Raw genomic sequence first — 14,735 nt, forward strand, 5'->3', positions numbered from 1 at the left:
GCGAACGGTCTCACAGCTTCCCGCCCCGGCCGCCGTCCCGCCGCGGGGGCGCGATCAGCGTCGACAGATACGGCAGCGGTGTCCCGTCCAGCTCGGCGGCCTGCCGCACCGACTCCTCCGGCAGCCCCAGCGCCGATCCCCACACGGCGTCCCCGAGCCGCCCGGTCTCCGCCAGCGCCTCGGCGACCTCGCCGGCCTGCCGCCCGAACTTGTACGCCACGACCGTGCCCGGCCCGGCCAGTGCCTCCTTCAGCACGGCGGACCCGGCGGTGACCGGTACGAGGGTGAGCGGCTCGGTGCCCTCCGTCAGCACGGCCCCGGACCGCGCCGCGAGATCCTGCATGGCGGTGATCCCGGGCACGGTCTCCACGACGACACCCGGCACCAGCTCCGTGACGGTCTGCGCGAGATACGTGAACGTCGAGTACACGTTGGGGTCGCCGATGGTGGCGAACGCGACGGACCGGTGCCGCCCGAGCAGTTCGGCCACCTTCGCACCGGCCGCATCCCAGGCCGCCTCCCGGCGCGCCCGGTCGGTCCGCTCGTTCAGCGCGAACACCACCCGGACGACCTTCTCCGCGGGCACGTAGTGCAACACGGTGGCCTCGGCCCGTCCCTGTTCCCCGGTGTCCATCACGGGTACGACGACGACGTCGGCGGCCCGCAGCGCGTTGACCCCCTTGACGGTCACCAGCTCCGGATCACCGGGACCCACCCCGACTCCGACCAGCCTGCTGCTCATGACGTCCGGCACCTCTCCACGAACCGATGGGCGACACCGGGCTGGGACGCCCAGTGCGTGTGCAGATAACTCGCGTGCACGCCCTGCTGTACGAAACCTTCGACCCGCCGGACCGGGGTCCGCACACCCCAGGCGGGAGCGGCACCGGCGCCCGGCTCGACGACGGTGCGGTGGAACTCGTGGCCCCGCATCCGTGTTCCGGCCGCCGCCAGCACACTGTCGCCGACGGCCACGGCGTCCCGGTAGCCGAGAGTCAGCCGCTCACTCATCCGCGCGCCGGCATCGAGCACGCCGCACATGGGCTGCCCGTCCAGCTCACGGCAGAGGTAGAGCAGTCCGGCGCACTCGGCGGCCACCGGGGCCCCGCTGAGTGCCAGCTCGGCGACTGTCTTGCGCAACGGCTCGTTGGCGGACAGCTCGGCGGCGTACACCTCGGGGAAGCCGCCGCCGATCACCAGACCTGCGGTGCCTTCGGGCAGTTCTTCGTCCCGCAGCGGATCGAAGGTGACGACCTCGGCGCCGGCGGCGGCGAGCAGCTCGGTGTGCTCGGCGTAGGAGAAGGTGAACGCGGGGCCACCGGCAACGGCGACGACGGGCGCCCGCCCCCCGTCCCACTTCTCGGCCGACGGAGCCGACGGCTCGGGCCACTTCTCGGCCGGCCGAGTCGGGTGGGCGGGTGGGCCAACGGGGGTCCAGGGGGCGGAGCCCCCTGGGAGGTCACCGGCCCCCCGGGCAAGTGCCTCCAGCGCGCCCAGGTCACATCCGGCCGCGACCTGTGCAGCCATTGCCGCGACCGCGTCGACCGCAGCCGCACGCCGCTCGGCGACCGGCACCAGCCCAAGGTGCCGAGAAGGCGTGCCCACCGGCTGAGCCCGCCGCACGGCGCCCAGCACCGGCACCCCGGAGGAGTCCAGTGCGTCCCGCAGCAACTCCTCGTGCCGGTCGGACGCCACCTTGTTCAGGATCACGCCCCCGACCCGCACCTCCGGGTCCCAGGAGGCGAACCCGTGCACCAGCGCCGCCACCGACCGCGACTGCGAGGACGCGTCCACGACGAGCACCACCGGCGCCCGCAGCAGCTTGGCGACATGCGCCGTGGACGCCAGTTCCCCCTGGCCCGCGGCGCCGTCGTACAGTCCCATCACGCCCTCGACGACGGCGAGGTCACACCCGCGCGCCCCGTGCAGGAACAGCGGAGCGACCAGCTCCGGCCCGCACAGGTACGCGTCCAGGTTGCGTCCCACCCGCCCGGTCGCGAGCGCGTGATACCCGGGGTCGATGTAGTCGGGCCCGACCTTGTGCGGGGACACGGCGAGCCCCCGCGCGGCGAACGCGGCCATCAGCCCCGTGGCGACGGTGGTCTTGCCGCTGCCGGACGACGGCGCGGCGATGACCAGCCGGGGAACGGATGTCACCACTCGATGCCCTTCTGGCCCTTCTGCCCCGCGTCCATCGGGTGCTTGACCTTGGACATGTCGGTCACGAGGTCCGCGAACTCCACCAGCTTCTCCGGCGCGTTGCGACCGGTGATCACCACGTGCTGGGTACCGGGCCGGTTCCGCAGCACCTCCACGACCTCGTCCGTGTCCACCCAGCCCCAGTGCATCGGGTACGCGAACTCGTCCAGCACGTACAGCCGGTACGTCTCGGCGGCCAGGTCCCGTTTGACCTGCTCCCAGCCCTCCCGGGCCTTCTCCTCGTTGTCCATCTGGGCATCGCGCTGGACCCAGGACCAGCCCTCGCCCATCTTGTGCCAGTCGACGCTCCCGCCCTCACCGGAGGCGCCGAGGACGCGCAGCGCGTTCTCCTCGCCGACCTTCCACTTCGCCGACTTGACGAACTGGAACACCCCGATGGGCCAACCCTGGTTCCAGGCGCGCAGCGCGAGCCCGAACGCGGCGGTGGACTTGCCCTTGCCGACGCCCGTGTGCACGACGACCAGCGGACGGTTGCGGCGCTGACGGGTCGTCAGTCCGTCGTCCGGTACGACACTCGGCTGTCCCTGCGGCATTACGCGGCCCTCCTCGGTGTCCTCTGCGTCCCCTGCACATCCCTGACCAGCCCGGCGATCGAGTCGGCCCGCAGCTCGTCCAGCGTCACGGCCGTACCGCCCAGCTCACCGGCGAGCTGACCGGCGAGATCCAGCCGCACCGGACCCGACTCGCAGTCCACGACCACCGAGGCGGTCTGCTCGGCCGCGAACAGCCGCGCCGCCCGCCCCGCGAGCGCGACCGGCTCCGGGCCACCGGTGGCGCGCCCGTCGGTCACCACCACGACCAGCGCCCGCCGCGCCGGATCCCGCAGCCGCTCCACACGCAGCACCTCGTGCGCCTTCAGCAGCCCGGCCGCGAGCGGCGTACGGCCGCCCGTCGGCAGCGACTCCAGCCGCGCGGCCGCGGCGTCGACGGAGGACGTCGGCGGCAGCGCCACGTCCGCGGCGGAGCCCCGGAAGGTCACCAGACCCACCTTGTCCCGCCGCTGGTAGGCGTCCAGGAGCAGCGACAGGACGGCGCCCTTCACGGCGCTCATCCGCTGCCGCGCCGCCATCGACCCGGAGGCGTCCACCACGAACAGTACGAGGTTGCCCTCACGCCCCTCGCGGGTCGCCTGCCGCAGATCGTCCCGGCGGATCACCAGCCCCGGCCCGGACCTGCCGCGCGCCCGCTGATGCGGGGCAGCGGCCTGCACGGTCGCGGCGAGATGCAGCTTGCTCAGCGTCCCCCGGGGCCGGCGGGCCCCGGTGGTGCGGCCGTGCTCGGTCCGTGCCCGCGAGCGCCGCCCGGCGGCACCCTCGCCGATCCCGGGCACGCTCAGCACCTTGGCCCGGAAGGGCTCCGCAGCCCGTACGGCCGACTGCTCCTGCGAGCCGGACGCCTGCGGCTGACCGCCCTCGCCGGCCTCGGGCTGCGCGGCGCTTGCGCCGTCGCCCTGCGGACCGCTGTCGGGTGCCGGCTGCCCACCGCCGCCACCGGGCCCGTCCGGATCCGGGTCGTCGTCGGTGTCGCCGTCGTCCCCGGAGTACTGCTCCAGCGTCTCGTCCAGCTTGTCCTCGTCCAGGCCCGGCGCGTCGAACGGGTTGCGCCGGCGCCGGTGCGGCAGCGCCAGCAGCGCCGCCTGCCGCACGTCCTCCGCGAGCACATCGGTCCGTCCGGCCCACGCGGCCAGCGCGGTGGCGGTCCGCGCCATCACGATGTCGGCGCGCATGCCGTCCACCTCGAAGGCCGCACAGGTCGCCGCGATCTGCCGCAGCGCGCCGTCGCCCAGCCGCACCTGCGGCAGCAACTCCCGCGCCGCCACGATCCGCTGCCGTACGGCGGCCTCCTCGCCGGCCCAGCGGGCGGCGAAAGCGGCGGGATCGTCGTCGTACGCCAGCCGGCGCCGGACGACCTCCACCCGCTGGTCCGGCTCCCGCGAGGCCGCGACCTCCACGGTGAGCCCGAAGCGGTCCAGCAACTGGGGCCGCAGCTCGCCCTCTTCGGGGTTCATGGTGCCGACGAGCAGGAACTTCGAGGCGTGCCGCACGGAGACGCCCTCGCGTTCCACGTACGAGGCGCCCATGGCCGCCGCGTCGAGCAGCAGGTCGACCAGGTGGTCGTGGAGGAGGTTGACCTCGTCGACGTACAGGATCCCGCGGTGCGCGTCGGCCAGCAGGCCGGGCTCGAAGGCCTTCACGCCCTCGGCGAGCGCCCGCTCGATGTCGAGCGCGCCGACCAGACGGTCCTCGGAGGCGCCGACGGGCAGCTCGACCATCCGCGCGGGGCGCCCGGTGCCGCTGCCGGCCTCGTGCGGCCCGTCCGGGCAGGACGGGTCGGGGGAGGCCGGATCACACGAGAACCGGCACCCGGGCACCACGGCCACCTCCGGCAGCAGCGCCGAAAGGGCCCGTACCGCAGTGGACTTGGCGGTGCCCTTCTCACCGCGCACCAGCACACCGCCGACCGCCGGCGACACGGCGTTCAGCAGCAGTGCGAGCCGCAGGTCGTCCTGACCGACGACGGCCGTGAACGGGAACGGGGTGGTCACTGGTCGCCCTCCAAGTCGCCTTCCAGATCCAGGTAGGTGGCGCGCAGCCGCTCCAGCGTGTCCGCGTCCGGCTCCGCCCACAGACCGCGGTCCGCCGCCTCCAGCAGCCGCTCGGTGATACCGCGCAACGCCCACGGGTTGGACTTCTTCATGAAGTCCCGGTTCTCCGGGTCGAAGACGTACTCCGCGCTCAGCTTCTCGTACATCCAGTCGTCGACCACACCGGCCGTGGCGTCGTACCCGAAGAGGTAGTCCACGGTCGCCGCCATCTCGAAGGCGCCCTTGTAACCGTGCCGGCGCATGGCCGCCATCCAGCGCGGGTTGACCACGCGCGCCCGGAAGACGCGGTGGGTCTCCTCGCCGAGCGTGCGGGTCTTCACCTGGTCCGGTACGGCGCTGTCGCCGACGTACGCCTCGGGGTTGGCGCCGGTCAGGTGCCGGACCATGGCGACCATGCCGCCGTGGTACTGGAAGTAGTCGTCGGCGTCGACCAGGTCGTGCTCACGCGTGTCGACGTTCTTCGCGGCGACCGCGATCCGCTTGAACGCCGTCTCCATGTCCCCGCGCGCCGCCCGCCCGTCGAGCCCGCGCCCGTAGGCGTAACCGCCCCACACCGCGTACACCTCGGCGAGATCGGCGTCGGAGCGCCAGTTGCGGGCGTCGATCAGCGGCAGCAGACCGGCGCCGTACGCGCCCGGCTTGGAGCCGAAGATGCGGGCCGTGGCGCGGCGCCGGTCGCCGTGTCCGGCGGTGTCCTCGTCCGCGTGCGCCTTGACGAAGTTCCGGTCGGCGGGCTCGTCCAGCTCCGCCACCGCCCGTACCGCGTCGTCGATCAGCCCGACCACGTGCGGGAACGCGTCCCGGAAGAAGCCGGAGATGCGGACCGTGACGTCGATGCGAGGCCGGCCCAGCTCCGCCAGGGGGATCACCGCGAAGCCGGTCACCCGGCGCGAGGCCTCGTCCCACACCGGGCGGCAGCCCAGCAGCGCCAGGATCTCGGCGATGTCGTCGCCCTGGGTGCGCATCGCGGACGTGCCCCACACCGTGAGACCCACCGACTGCGGGTACGCGCCGGTGTCCTGGAGATAGCGGGCGACCAGCGAGTCCGCGAGGGACTGGCCGACCTCCCAGCTCAGCCGCGACGGGATGGCCTTGGGGTCGACGGAGTAGAAGTTCCGGCCGGTCGGCAGCACGTTCACCAGACCGCGGGTGGGGGAGCCCGACGGGCCCGCCGGGACGTAACCGCCGTCCAGCGCCCGCAGGATGTGCCCGATCTCGTCGGTGGTCCGCGCCAGCCGCGGTACGACCTCGTCGCACGCGAACTCCAGCACGGCGACCGCCTCGGGGAGTTCGGTGCCCAGCACACCCCGCAGCACCGCGGGGACGACCGCGCGGTCCCACGCCCGCGCCTCCATGGCCTCCGCGGTCCGCCGGCACAGCTGCTCCAGCAGGTCGATCGCGTCGGCGGCGGTACGGGACGGGCCGTCGACCAGATCCGTCAGTTCCACCGGCACCTTCACCGGGGCGCCCGGCTCGGCCAGCAGCTCCTTCTCGGCCAGCCCGAAGTGGGCCGCCAGCGAGGCCCGCAGACCGGGCAGCGCGTTCGCCTGGCCGCCCCACACCTGCGAGGCGCGCAGCACCGCGAGGACGAGGTTCACGCGCGGTTCGGCGACCGGGCCGCCGCCCAGGATGTGCAGGCCGTCGCGGATCTGCACGTCCTTGATCTCGCACAGGTAGCCGTCGATGTGCATGACGAACTCGTCGAACGCCTCGTCGTCCGGCTGCTCGTCCACGTGCAGGTCGTGGTGCAGCTCGGCCGCCTTGACCAGCGTCCAGATCTGGGCGCGCACGGCCGGGGCCTTCGCCGGGTCGAGGTCGGAGACGAGCGCGTACTCGTCCAGCAGCTGCTCCAGCTTGGCGAGGTCGCCGTAGGTGTCCGCGCGCGCCATCGGCGGGACCAGGTGGTCGACCACCGTGGCGTGTCCGCGCCGCTTGGCCTGGGTGCCCTCGCCGGGGTCGTTGACGATGAACGGATAGACGAGGGGGAGGTCGCCGAGGACGGCGTCCGGGGCGCAGCCGGCGCTCAGGCCCAGGCCCTTGCCCGGCAGCCACTCCATCGTGCCGTGCTTGCCCATGTGCACGACCGCGTCCGCGCCGAAGCTGTTGTCCAGCCAGCGGTAGGCCGCCATGTAGTGGTGGGAGGGCGGCATGTCGGGGTCGTGGTAGATCGCGATCGGGTTCTCGCCGAAGCCGCGCGGCGGCTGGATCATGACCACGACGTTCCCGAACTGCAGCGACGCCAGCACGATGTCGTCGCCGTCCACGTAGAGGCTGCCCGGCGGCTCGCCCCACGCCTCGGTCATCGCCTCCCGCAGCTCCGGGTCGAGCTTCTCGAACCACGCCCGGTAGTCGGCCAGCGGCACCCGCGCGGGAGCGGCGGCCAGCTGGTCCTCGGTCAGCCACTCCACGTCGTGGCCGCCGGCCTCGATCAGCCGGTGGATCAACTCGTCGCCGCCGGACGGATACGCGCTGAGTCCGTACCCGGCGTCCCGGAGCGCGTCCAGCACCCGTACCGCCGACGCCGGCGTGTCCAGGCCCACCGCGTTGCCGACGCGGGAGTGCTTGGTCGGGTACGCGGTGAAGACGAGCGCGATCTTCTTCTCGGCGTTCGGCTTGTGCCTCAGCCGGGCGTGCCGGACGGCGATCCCGGCGACGCGCGCCGCCCGCCCGGGGTCGGCGACGTACACCGGTACGTCGTCGGCGCCCTGCTCCTTGAAGGAGAACGGCACGGTGATGAGCCGGCCGTCGAACTCCGGGATCGCGACCTGCATCGCCGCGTCCATGGGGGACAGCGCCGCGTCCGACTCGTCCCAGGCGGCCCGCGAGGAGGTGAGGCAGAGCCCCTGCAGGACGGGCACGTTCAGGTCGGCGAGCGCACCGATGTCCCAGGATTCCTCGTCGCCGCCCGCCGAGGCCTGCGACGCGTGCGTGCCGCCGGCCGCGAGCACGGTGGCGACCAGCGCGTCGGCCCGCCCCAGCAGTTCGTACAGCCCGGCGTCCGCGCCGCGCAGCGAACCGCAGTACACGGGCAGGGCGTTGGCGCCCTGGGCCTCGATCGCCTCGCACAGGGTGTCCACGAAGGCGGTGTTCCCGCTCAGCTCGTGGGCCCGGTAGAAGAGCACGCCCACGGTCGGCCGGCCCTCCTGGACCGGGTACGAGCCGTGCACACCGAACTCCGGGGTCTTCCGGGGAGCTTCGAAGCCCTCACCGGTCAGCAGCACGGTGTCCGACAGGAACCGGGACAGCTCCAGCAGGTTCTCGGGACCGCCCTCGACCAGGTACTTCAGCGCCTCCGCGACCACACCGGCCGGCACGGACGACTCGGCCATCAGCTCGGCGTCCGGCACCGCCTCGCCGCCCAGCAGCACCGTCGGGACGCCGGACGCCCTCAGCGCCGCCAGCCCGTCCTCCCAGGCGCGCTTGCCGCCCAGGAGCCGTACGACGGCGATGTCCGCGCCCTCGATCAGGCCCGGCAGTTCCTCGGCGACGTCCACCCGCGTGGGGTTGCCGATGCGGTAGCCGGCGCCGGAGGCCCGGGCCGCCAGCAGATCCGTGTCGGCGGTCGACAACAACAACACTGTGCTCATGCGGGCGCTCCCGGTGGAATGAAAGGCAGTCCTTGCGGCGCGCCCGACTCGATGAGCCGCCAGAGCGCGTCCGTGTCCGCGTGCTGTTCGATCAGGTCGCCGAGCCGGTCGAGCTGCTCCTCGCGCAGCGCGGCGAAAGAGGTGTCCGGCGCGGGCACGAAGCGGCGGCCCGCGGCGGCGGCCACCTCGCGCAGGAAGGCCCGCCGGAAGCCGTCCGACTCCAGCGAACCGTGCCAGTGCGTGCCCCAGGTCTGGCCGGTCCGGCAGCCGTCCAGGCTGCGTCCGTCGTCATCACGGATGAACGCGTCGCCCCCGTCGACCGTGGCCACCCCGTGATGGATCTCGTACCCGGCCACCTGCTCGCCGAGGGCTTGCCCGCTGGGCCGGGTGAGGGTCTTCTCGCGGGCGAAGCGCACCCGGACGGGCAGCACGCCGAGTCCGGCGACGGCCCCGGCGCGGGACTCGACCTCGTCCTCGATGTGCTCGCCGAGGATCTGGAAGCCGCCGCAGATGCCGAGGACCGGGCGCCCCTCGGCGGCCCGTCGTACCAGCGCGTCCGCCAGACCGCGTTCCCGCAGCCACTGCAGTGCCCGTACGGTCCCGCGCGTGCCCGGCAGGACCACGAGGTCGGCGTCCGCCAGCTCCTCCGGTCGGTCCACGAACCGCACCACGACGCCCGGTTCGGCGGCCAGCGCGTCCACGTCGGTGAAGTTGGACATGAGCGGGATCGCGCACACGGCGACCCGCAGCACGTCCTCGCCGACCGGGGGAGCCACGGCGGACTCGCGGACCGTACCGCGCAGTGATACGCGCAGCCCGTCCTCCTCGTCGATGCCGAGCCCGTGCCGGAAGGGCAGGACGCCGTACGTCCCCCGCCCGGTGAGGTCCCGGAGCATGTCCAACCCGGGCTCCAGCAGGCTGACATCGCCCCGGAACTTGTTCACCAGGAATCCCGCGACCAGCTCCTGGTCCTCCGGCGAGAGCAGGGCCACCGTGCCGAAGAAGGAGGCGAAGACGCCCCCGCGGTCGATGTCGCCGACGACGAGCACGGGCAGTCGCGCATTGCGGGCGATGCCCATGTTGACGATGTCGGTGCGCCGCAGGTTGATCTCGGCCGGGCTTCCCGCCCCCTCACAGATCACCGCGTCATACGTGCCCCGCAACTCGGCCAGGCAGTCCAGGACCGTGCCGAGAAGCTGCTGCTGGCGCCCGCCGTGGTACCCGCGCGCGCTCAGCTCACCGACCGGCTTCCCGAGCAGCACCACCTGGCTGCTCTGCTCACCGCCCGGCTTGAGCAGCACCGGGTTCATCAGCGCGGTCGGCTCGATGCGGCACGCCTGGGCCTGCATGGCCTGCGCCCGCCCGATCTCCGCGCCCTCCCGGGTGACGAACGAGTTCAAGGACATGTTCTGCGCCTTGAACGGCGCGACCTTCACGCCCTGGCGGACGAGCCAGCGGCAGATGCCGGCCGTCACGACGCTCTTGCCAGCGTCGGAGGTGGTGCCGGCGACGAGGAGACCCCCGCTCACTTCCCACGTCCCTTCAACAGGCCGCGCCCGGCGATCGTGGTGCCGAGCGCGAGCAGGCCGACACGGCGCGAGAGCCGCACGGCACGATGGATGTCGGTGACCCGGACCGGCCGTCCGGCACCGCCGTTGAGCACGGGCCGGTGTTCGATGCGGCCGCCGTAGGAGAGCGTCCCGCCGAGCCGCACGCCGAGGGCGCCCGCGAACGAGGCTTCCACGGGCCCGGCGTTGGGGCTGGGGTGCCGGTGCGCGTCGGCCTTCCAGGCGCGCAGGGCGCCGAGCGGATCGGGTCCGGCCGCGGCGGCGAGGACCGCGGTCAGCCGGGCCCCCGGCCAGCCGGCGAGGTCGTCGAGGCGGGCGGAGGCCCAGCCGTAGCGCCGGAAGCGGGGCGACTTGTGACCCACCATCGCATCGAGGGTGTTGACCGCCCGGAACCCGACGAGACCGGGAACTCCGGCCACCGCACCCCACACCAGGGCGCCCACCACGGCGTCGGACGTGTTCTCGGCGACCGACTCGACCACTGCCCGGGCGATGCCGTCGGCGTCCAGCGCCTGGGGGTCCCGGCCGCACAGATGCGGCAGCCGGGCCCGGGCGGCCTCGACGTCCCCGGCCTCCAGGGCGAGCCCGATGGCGCGGGCCTCCCGGGCGAGCGACGTCCCGCCGACGACGGCCCAGGTGGCGGCGGCGGTCAGCGCGGCCGAAGCGGTCCGGGAGGGGCGTACGGCGCGCGCGGCCAGTGCACCGAGAGCGACGGCGCCACCGGCGCACACGGCGGTGTGCACGGCGCCCCAGCCGCGGTGGTCGCGCCACAGAGTGCGTTCCACGGCCCCGGCCGCCCGGCCGAACGCGGCGACGGGATGCCCCCGGCGGGGATCGCCGAGGAGCAGGTCACCGAGGAGGCCGGCGGCGGCGCCGTACGCGTACGTGCGATCGGCACCCATCGGCTCAGCCGGCCGTGGGAACGCAGGCGGGCCGGGTACTGGTCCTCGATCGGCAGCCGAGCATGGCGATACGTGTCCTCACTCAGGGTGTCCGCGCCCTGGTACGACGAGATCCGGCGGCGAGAGTTCCTGGCTCCCGGGGGTTCTTCCCCGGTGACAGTGGCGGGACCGCGCCGGATTCGCACCGGCTTCCTCTCCTGCCGCCGTACATGGCCTGGGCAGTCCACCACGCCCTCCGAACGGCCGTCAACTTGCCTTTGACCTGCGATGCCGGACTGTGCTGAGGCCCACATCGGTAGCACGCCGGACGGCACCGGACGGCCCGATCGCGGTGAATTCCCCTCGCACGGGCGGCCTTCGCCGATCCCGCTTGTCTGCAGGGGCGGTCACCACCTGCAATAGCGCGTACGCCTCATACAGGGCGCGACGGACGCGGGAAGGGGCGCACGGTGGCGTATGTGGGCGAGATGCTCCTGGACGACGGCCAGATCGTGTTGCTGGAGGTGGCCGGCGAGGGTCCGGCCGGGCTGCAGCGGGTCTCGCGGGGCGGCACGGCGGCCGGAGCGGCGGCGGAGACCCTCCAGCAGGCCCTGGTCCGGGTACGCCCCGCGCTGGGCGCGCTGGTGGCCGAGGCCCGCGCGCTGTCCAGAGCGCCCGAGTCCGTCACCGTCGAGTTCGGCATCACCGTGAGCGCCGAGGCCGGGGTGGTCGTGGCCCGCGGCTCCACCGAGGCGCACTTCACCGTGTCCATGCAATGGTCGAACGCGGATCTGTCCGAGATCCCCGGACAACGTGATGGCGAAGGCCGTCCCTGACGACGAACTCCCGCGCGGCCTCGCCCGCTTCAGGAGCGGCCGTCGGCGCGGGCTTCCCCGTCGCCGAGCGCACGCCGGGCACCTGCGCGCACGGTCGTGGCGAGCACGCCGGACGGCGACGCACCGGCTGCGACGGCCGCGGACACAGGTCAGCCCTGCCGGTCCCGCTGAAGCGGCGGGCCGGCAGGGCTGACCTGGCGATGTGGGCCCGTCAGGGCGTGGTGACGATCAGGCCGTCAGGGCTCGGCGACGAGGGAGCCGTCAGGGCTTGGCGACGATCAGGTAGATCCCGTACGCCACCGCCGCCGCGCAAGCGGCGAAGCAGACGTACGCACCGGTCACGGCCATCGCGGCGGACCCGCCCTGGGCCGCGGCCTTCTCACGGCGCGACAGGCCGTTGATGCCGAGGGTGAACAGGGCCACCAGGCCCACCGTGAACGCGAGGCTGACGCCGAAGACGGAGCCGAGAGCCGCCCAGTCGATCTTCATGGAGATGCTTCCTTCAGTAACCGGGTCAGACCGTGGCGGCCGGAGGGGTGGCGGGGGCCGGCTCGGCGGCCGGGGCGGGGATCGTGGCCGTCAGGCCCTCGGCGACCGCGCCCGTGGGCGGCGGGGTGACGGCGGCGATGGCGGTGGTGACCACGCCGGCCGGCTCGTCGGTCTCCTCGATCACGTTGGTGTGGTCCACGACCTCGCGGCGGGAGATCTTCCAGATCGCGGCGCTGGAGCCGACCAGGAAGACGGCGACCACGGCGGTGCCCCAGTCACCCAGGTCGGTGACGGACTCGGCGCCCGCGCCGACCAGCGCGGCGGCCGGGAGGGTGAGCGCCCAGGCGGCGAACATCCGGGTCGCAGTGGACCAGCGGACCACACCGCCCTTGCGGCCGAGACCCGCGCCCATCACGGAGCCGGAGACGACGTGCGTGGTGGAGAGGGAGAAGCCGAGGTGGGAGGAGGCCAGGATGGCGGTGGCGGCGCTGGTCTGGGCGGCGAAGCCCTGGCGCGGCTCGAGGTCGGTCAGGCCCTTGCCCATGGTGCGGATGATGCGCCAGCCGCCGATGTAGGTGCCGAGCGCGATGGCCAGGCCCGCGGAGAGGATCACCCAGGTGGGAGGGTTGGAGCCGGGGGCGATGGCACCGCCCGCGATCAGCGCCAGGGTGATGATGCCCATCGTCTTCTGGGCGTCGTTGGTGCCGTGGGCCAGGGAGACCAGGCCGGCGGAGGCGATCTGGCCGGCGCGGTAGCCCTTGCGGGTGGCCTCACCGTCGGCGGTGCCGCCGATGCCGTACGAGAACCGGGTGGCCAGGAGCGAGGCGAGGCCCGCCACGATCGGCGCGGCGACCGCGGGGAGCAGCACCTTGGTGACGAGGACGTCACCGTGGACGGCGCCGAAGCCGGCGGAGGCGACGGTGGCACCGACCAGGCCGCCCATCAGGGCGTGCGAGGAACTGGAGGGGAGGCCGACCAGCCAGGTCAGCAGGTTCCAGAGGATCGCGCCGACCAGGGCGGCGAAGATGACCTCGGGACGGATGCCGGTCTCGTCGACGAGACCCTTGGAGATCGTGTTCGCGACCTCCACGGAGAGGAAGGCGCCCACAAGATTGAGGACGGCGGACATGGCCACCGCGATCTTGGGCTTCAGGGCGCCTGTGGAGATGGTGGTCGCCATCGCATTCGCGGTGTCGTGGAAACCGTTCGTGAAATCGAACGCGAGAGCGGTTACCACCACTATCGCGAGGATCAGCGAGAAGCTTTCCATTTACCCAGGCAATCGTTCGAGGTCATTGGCTGGACGAACGTAGGGAACCTGAGTGAACGGAAGATGAACTGAGGCGGGCGCCAGGGTGTCCCTGACCAAGGTTTGACCTTCCGCTTCCCCTCGGCGGCCTAGACGTCCCTTGGCCAGTGGCCGCCCGCGAAGATCCGCAGCCGGCCCGTGGAGCCGTTGAAGAGATTCTGGTCACCCGGCAGCGCGCCCACGGTGCGGTACTGCCAGAACGTCCAGTACCGCCAGCCGCCAGGCAGTGTCCCCGGCCCCGAGGCGCCGTGGCGGGCGATCCACAGGGCGTGGGACGAGGAGAAGGCGCGGCTGTCGCCGGTGCACTGCTTCCACCACTGGGTAGGTGGTGTAGATCACAGGCCGGCGGCCGGTCGCCCGCTGGATCTCGTCGCTGAACGACCGGATCCAGCCGACCATCTGCGTCTTGTTCAGCCCGTAGCACTCGTGCTTCTCGCTGTACGGGTTGTACTCGATGTCGAGGGCGGGCGGCAGGGTCCGGCCGTCCGCCCGCCAGTCACCGCCGTGCCGCAGGAAGAACGCGGCCTGGCGGGCGGCGGTGGACTGGTCCGGCAGGGCGAAGTGGTACGCGCCCCGGATCAGGCCGGCCCTGCGCGCGGCGGCGTACTGCTCGTCGAAGTAGGGGTTGCGGTAGTCCGTGGACTCGGTCGCCTTGATGTAGACGAACCGTGCACCCGTCGTCCGGGTGGCCGGCCAGTCGACGTCCTCCTGGTGGGACGACACGTCGTGCCCCCTGGGCAGGCCCCGAAGAGGCGTCAGCGACCCGGCCGCCTCCGGCGACCCGGCCGCCTCCGGCGACCCGGCCGCCTCCGACGACCCGGCCGCCTCCGACGATGCGGCCGCCTCCCGCGATGCGGCCGGCCGCACTGGCCCGGCGGGGTTGCGATGATCCGGCCCGTCCGGCCCGTTGTGAGGCGGCGGCCGAGCTGCCCGCCGACTGTGAGGTGCCGGCCGGCTGCGAAGTGCCCGCCGACCGCGCTCCGGCCAGTCGTGGGCGCTCGGCCGGCTGTGGCTGTGACTGTCCGGCCGTCGCCGGTGCGGTGCCCGCCAGGGCGAGGGCGGCCGTGGCTGCCGCGAGGACACCGGCGCGGCGACGGGCGAGGCTGCGCTTGCGGACCATGGGTCTCCCGGGGTGGCGGACGACGACACGGCCCGCACGGGCGGCAGCGATCGTCCAGTGGGCAAGAGAGATCATTGAAGACTCGCTGATGACCGGTTCCTCGCCGTTTCCGGGCGTTTC

Annotated in this window: 10 protein-coding genes, 1 pseudogene and 1 riboswitch; of the genes and pseudogenes, 1 reads left to right on the forward strand and 10 read right to left on the reverse strand. The window is 73.2% G+C overall.

Going from position 1 to position 14,735, the window contains the following annotated elements; all coding sequences use genetic code 11:
- Window positions 1-10 precede the first annotated feature (10 nt).
- From cobI to ACZ4SF_RS36300, 7 genes are read right to left on the reverse strand one after another with little or no spacing between them, the layout of a single operon-like run.
- Window positions 11-742, reverse strand: coding sequence for a precorrin-2 C(20)-methyltransferase (cobI, locus tag ACZ4SF_RS36270; protein ID WP_468393003.1), 732 nt, complete (start codon window positions 740-742; stop codon window positions 11-13).
- Window positions 739-2,160: a cobyrinate a,c-diamide synthase gene (locus ACZ4SF_RS36275; protein ID WP_468393005.1), complete on the reverse strand. Its 1,422-nt coding sequence runs from the start codon at window positions 2,158-2,160 to the stop codon at window positions 739-741. The genes cobI and ACZ4SF_RS36275 overlap by 4 nt, the downstream gene beginning before the upstream one ends.
- The gene (gene cobO / locus ACZ4SF_RS36280) at window positions 2,154-2,753 is read right to left on the reverse strand and encodes a cob(I)yrinic acid a,c-diamide adenosyltransferase (RefSeq protein ID WP_468393007.1); all 600 of its coding nucleotides are present in this window, start codon (window positions 2,751-2,753) and stop codon (window positions 2,154-2,156) included. Before cobO ends, ACZ4SF_RS36275 begins: the two co-directional genes overlap by 7 nt.
- Window positions 2,753-4,765 (reverse strand): putative cobaltochelatase, encoded by a 2,013-nt coding sequence (locus ACZ4SF_RS36285; RefSeq protein ID WP_468393009.1) that lies wholly within the window; start codon window positions 4,763-4,765, stop codon window positions 2,753-2,755. Before ACZ4SF_RS36285 ends, cobO begins: the two co-directional genes overlap by 1 nt.
- Window positions 4,762-8,412, reverse strand: a complete 3,651-nt coding sequence (gene cobN, locus ACZ4SF_RS36290) for a cobaltochelatase subunit CobN (protein ID WP_468393011.1) — start codon at window positions 8,410-8,412, stop codon at window positions 4,762-4,764. Before cobN ends, ACZ4SF_RS36285 begins: the two co-directional genes overlap by 4 nt.
- Window positions 8,409-9,941, reverse strand: a complete 1,533-nt coding sequence (locus ACZ4SF_RS36295) for a cobyric acid synthase (protein WP_468393012.1) — start codon at window positions 9,939-9,941, stop codon at window positions 8,409-8,411. Before ACZ4SF_RS36295 ends, cobN begins: the two co-directional genes overlap by 4 nt.
- Window positions 9,938-10,882 carry a cobalamin biosynthesis protein gene (locus ACZ4SF_RS36300; RefSeq protein ID WP_468393014.1) on the reverse strand — a complete coding sequence of 315 codons (945 nt, stop codon included), beginning with the start codon at window positions 10,880-10,882 and terminating at the stop codon, window positions 9,938-9,940. The genes ACZ4SF_RS36295 and ACZ4SF_RS36300 overlap by 4 nt, the downstream gene beginning before the upstream one ends.
- 101 nt (window positions 10,883-10,983) lie before the next feature.
- Window positions 10,984-11,102: riboswitch (cobalamin riboswitch) on the reverse strand.
- Window positions 11,103-11,331: 229 nt separating this feature from the next.
- Between ACZ4SF_RS36300 and ACZ4SF_RS36305 the strand changes: the two genes are divergently transcribed.
- The gene (locus ACZ4SF_RS36305; protein ID WP_468393016.1) at window positions 11,332-11,697 is read left to right on the forward strand and encodes a CU044_2847 family protein; all 366 of its coding nucleotides are present in this window, start codon (window positions 11,332-11,334) and stop codon (window positions 11,695-11,697) included.
- 261 nt (window positions 11,698-11,958) lie between these two features.
- Here ACZ4SF_RS36305 and ACZ4SF_RS36310 read toward each other — a convergent pair whose 3' ends face one another.
- From ACZ4SF_RS36310 to ACZ4SF_RS36320, 3 genes and pseudogenes are all read right to left on the reverse strand, one after another.
- Window positions 11,959-12,186: a hypothetical protein gene (locus ACZ4SF_RS36310; protein ID WP_468393018.1), complete on the reverse strand. Its 228-nt coding sequence runs from the start codon at window positions 12,184-12,186 to the stop codon at window positions 11,959-11,961.
- 25 nt (window positions 12,187-12,211) lie between these two features.
- Window positions 12,212-13,456, reverse strand: a complete 1,245-nt coding sequence (locus ACZ4SF_RS36315; protein ID WP_468393020.1) for an inorganic phosphate transporter — start codon at window positions 13,454-13,456, stop codon at window positions 12,212-12,214.
- A gap of 128 nt (window positions 13,457-13,584) precedes the next feature.
- Window positions 13,585-14,254, reverse strand: a pseudogene (locus tag ACZ4SF_RS36320) (lysozyme).
- Window positions 14,255-14,735: the final 481 nt, after the last annotated feature.

It is taken from the genome of Streptomyces sp. NPDC027663, assembly GCF_055566415.1.

Bases quoted from the DNA above. Each gene is read 5' to 3' on its own strand.
- cobI (WP_468393003.1), bottom strand. From the start codon at position 742: ATGAGCAGCAGGCTGGTCGGAGTCGGGGTGGGTCCCGGTGATCCGGAG.
- cobO (WP_468393007.1), bottom strand. From the start codon at position 2,753: ATGCCGCAGGGACAGCCGAGTGTCGTACCGGACGACGGACTGACGACC.
- cobN (WP_468393011.1), bottom strand. From the start codon at position 8,412: ATGAGCACAGTGTTGTTGTTGTCGACCGCCGACACGGATCTGCTGGCG.
- ACZ4SF_RS36300 (WP_468393014.1), bottom strand. From the start codon at position 10,882: ATGGGTGCCGATCGCACGTACGCGTACGGCGCCGCCGCCGGCCTCCTC.
- ACZ4SF_RS36310 (WP_468393018.1), bottom strand. From the start codon at position 12,186: ATGAAGATCGACTGGGCGGCTCTCGGCTCCGTCTTCGGCGTCAGCCTC.
- ACZ4SF_RS36315 (WP_468393020.1), bottom strand. From the start codon at position 13,456: ATGGAAAGCTTCTCGCTGATCCTCGCGATAGTGGTGGTAACCGCTCTC.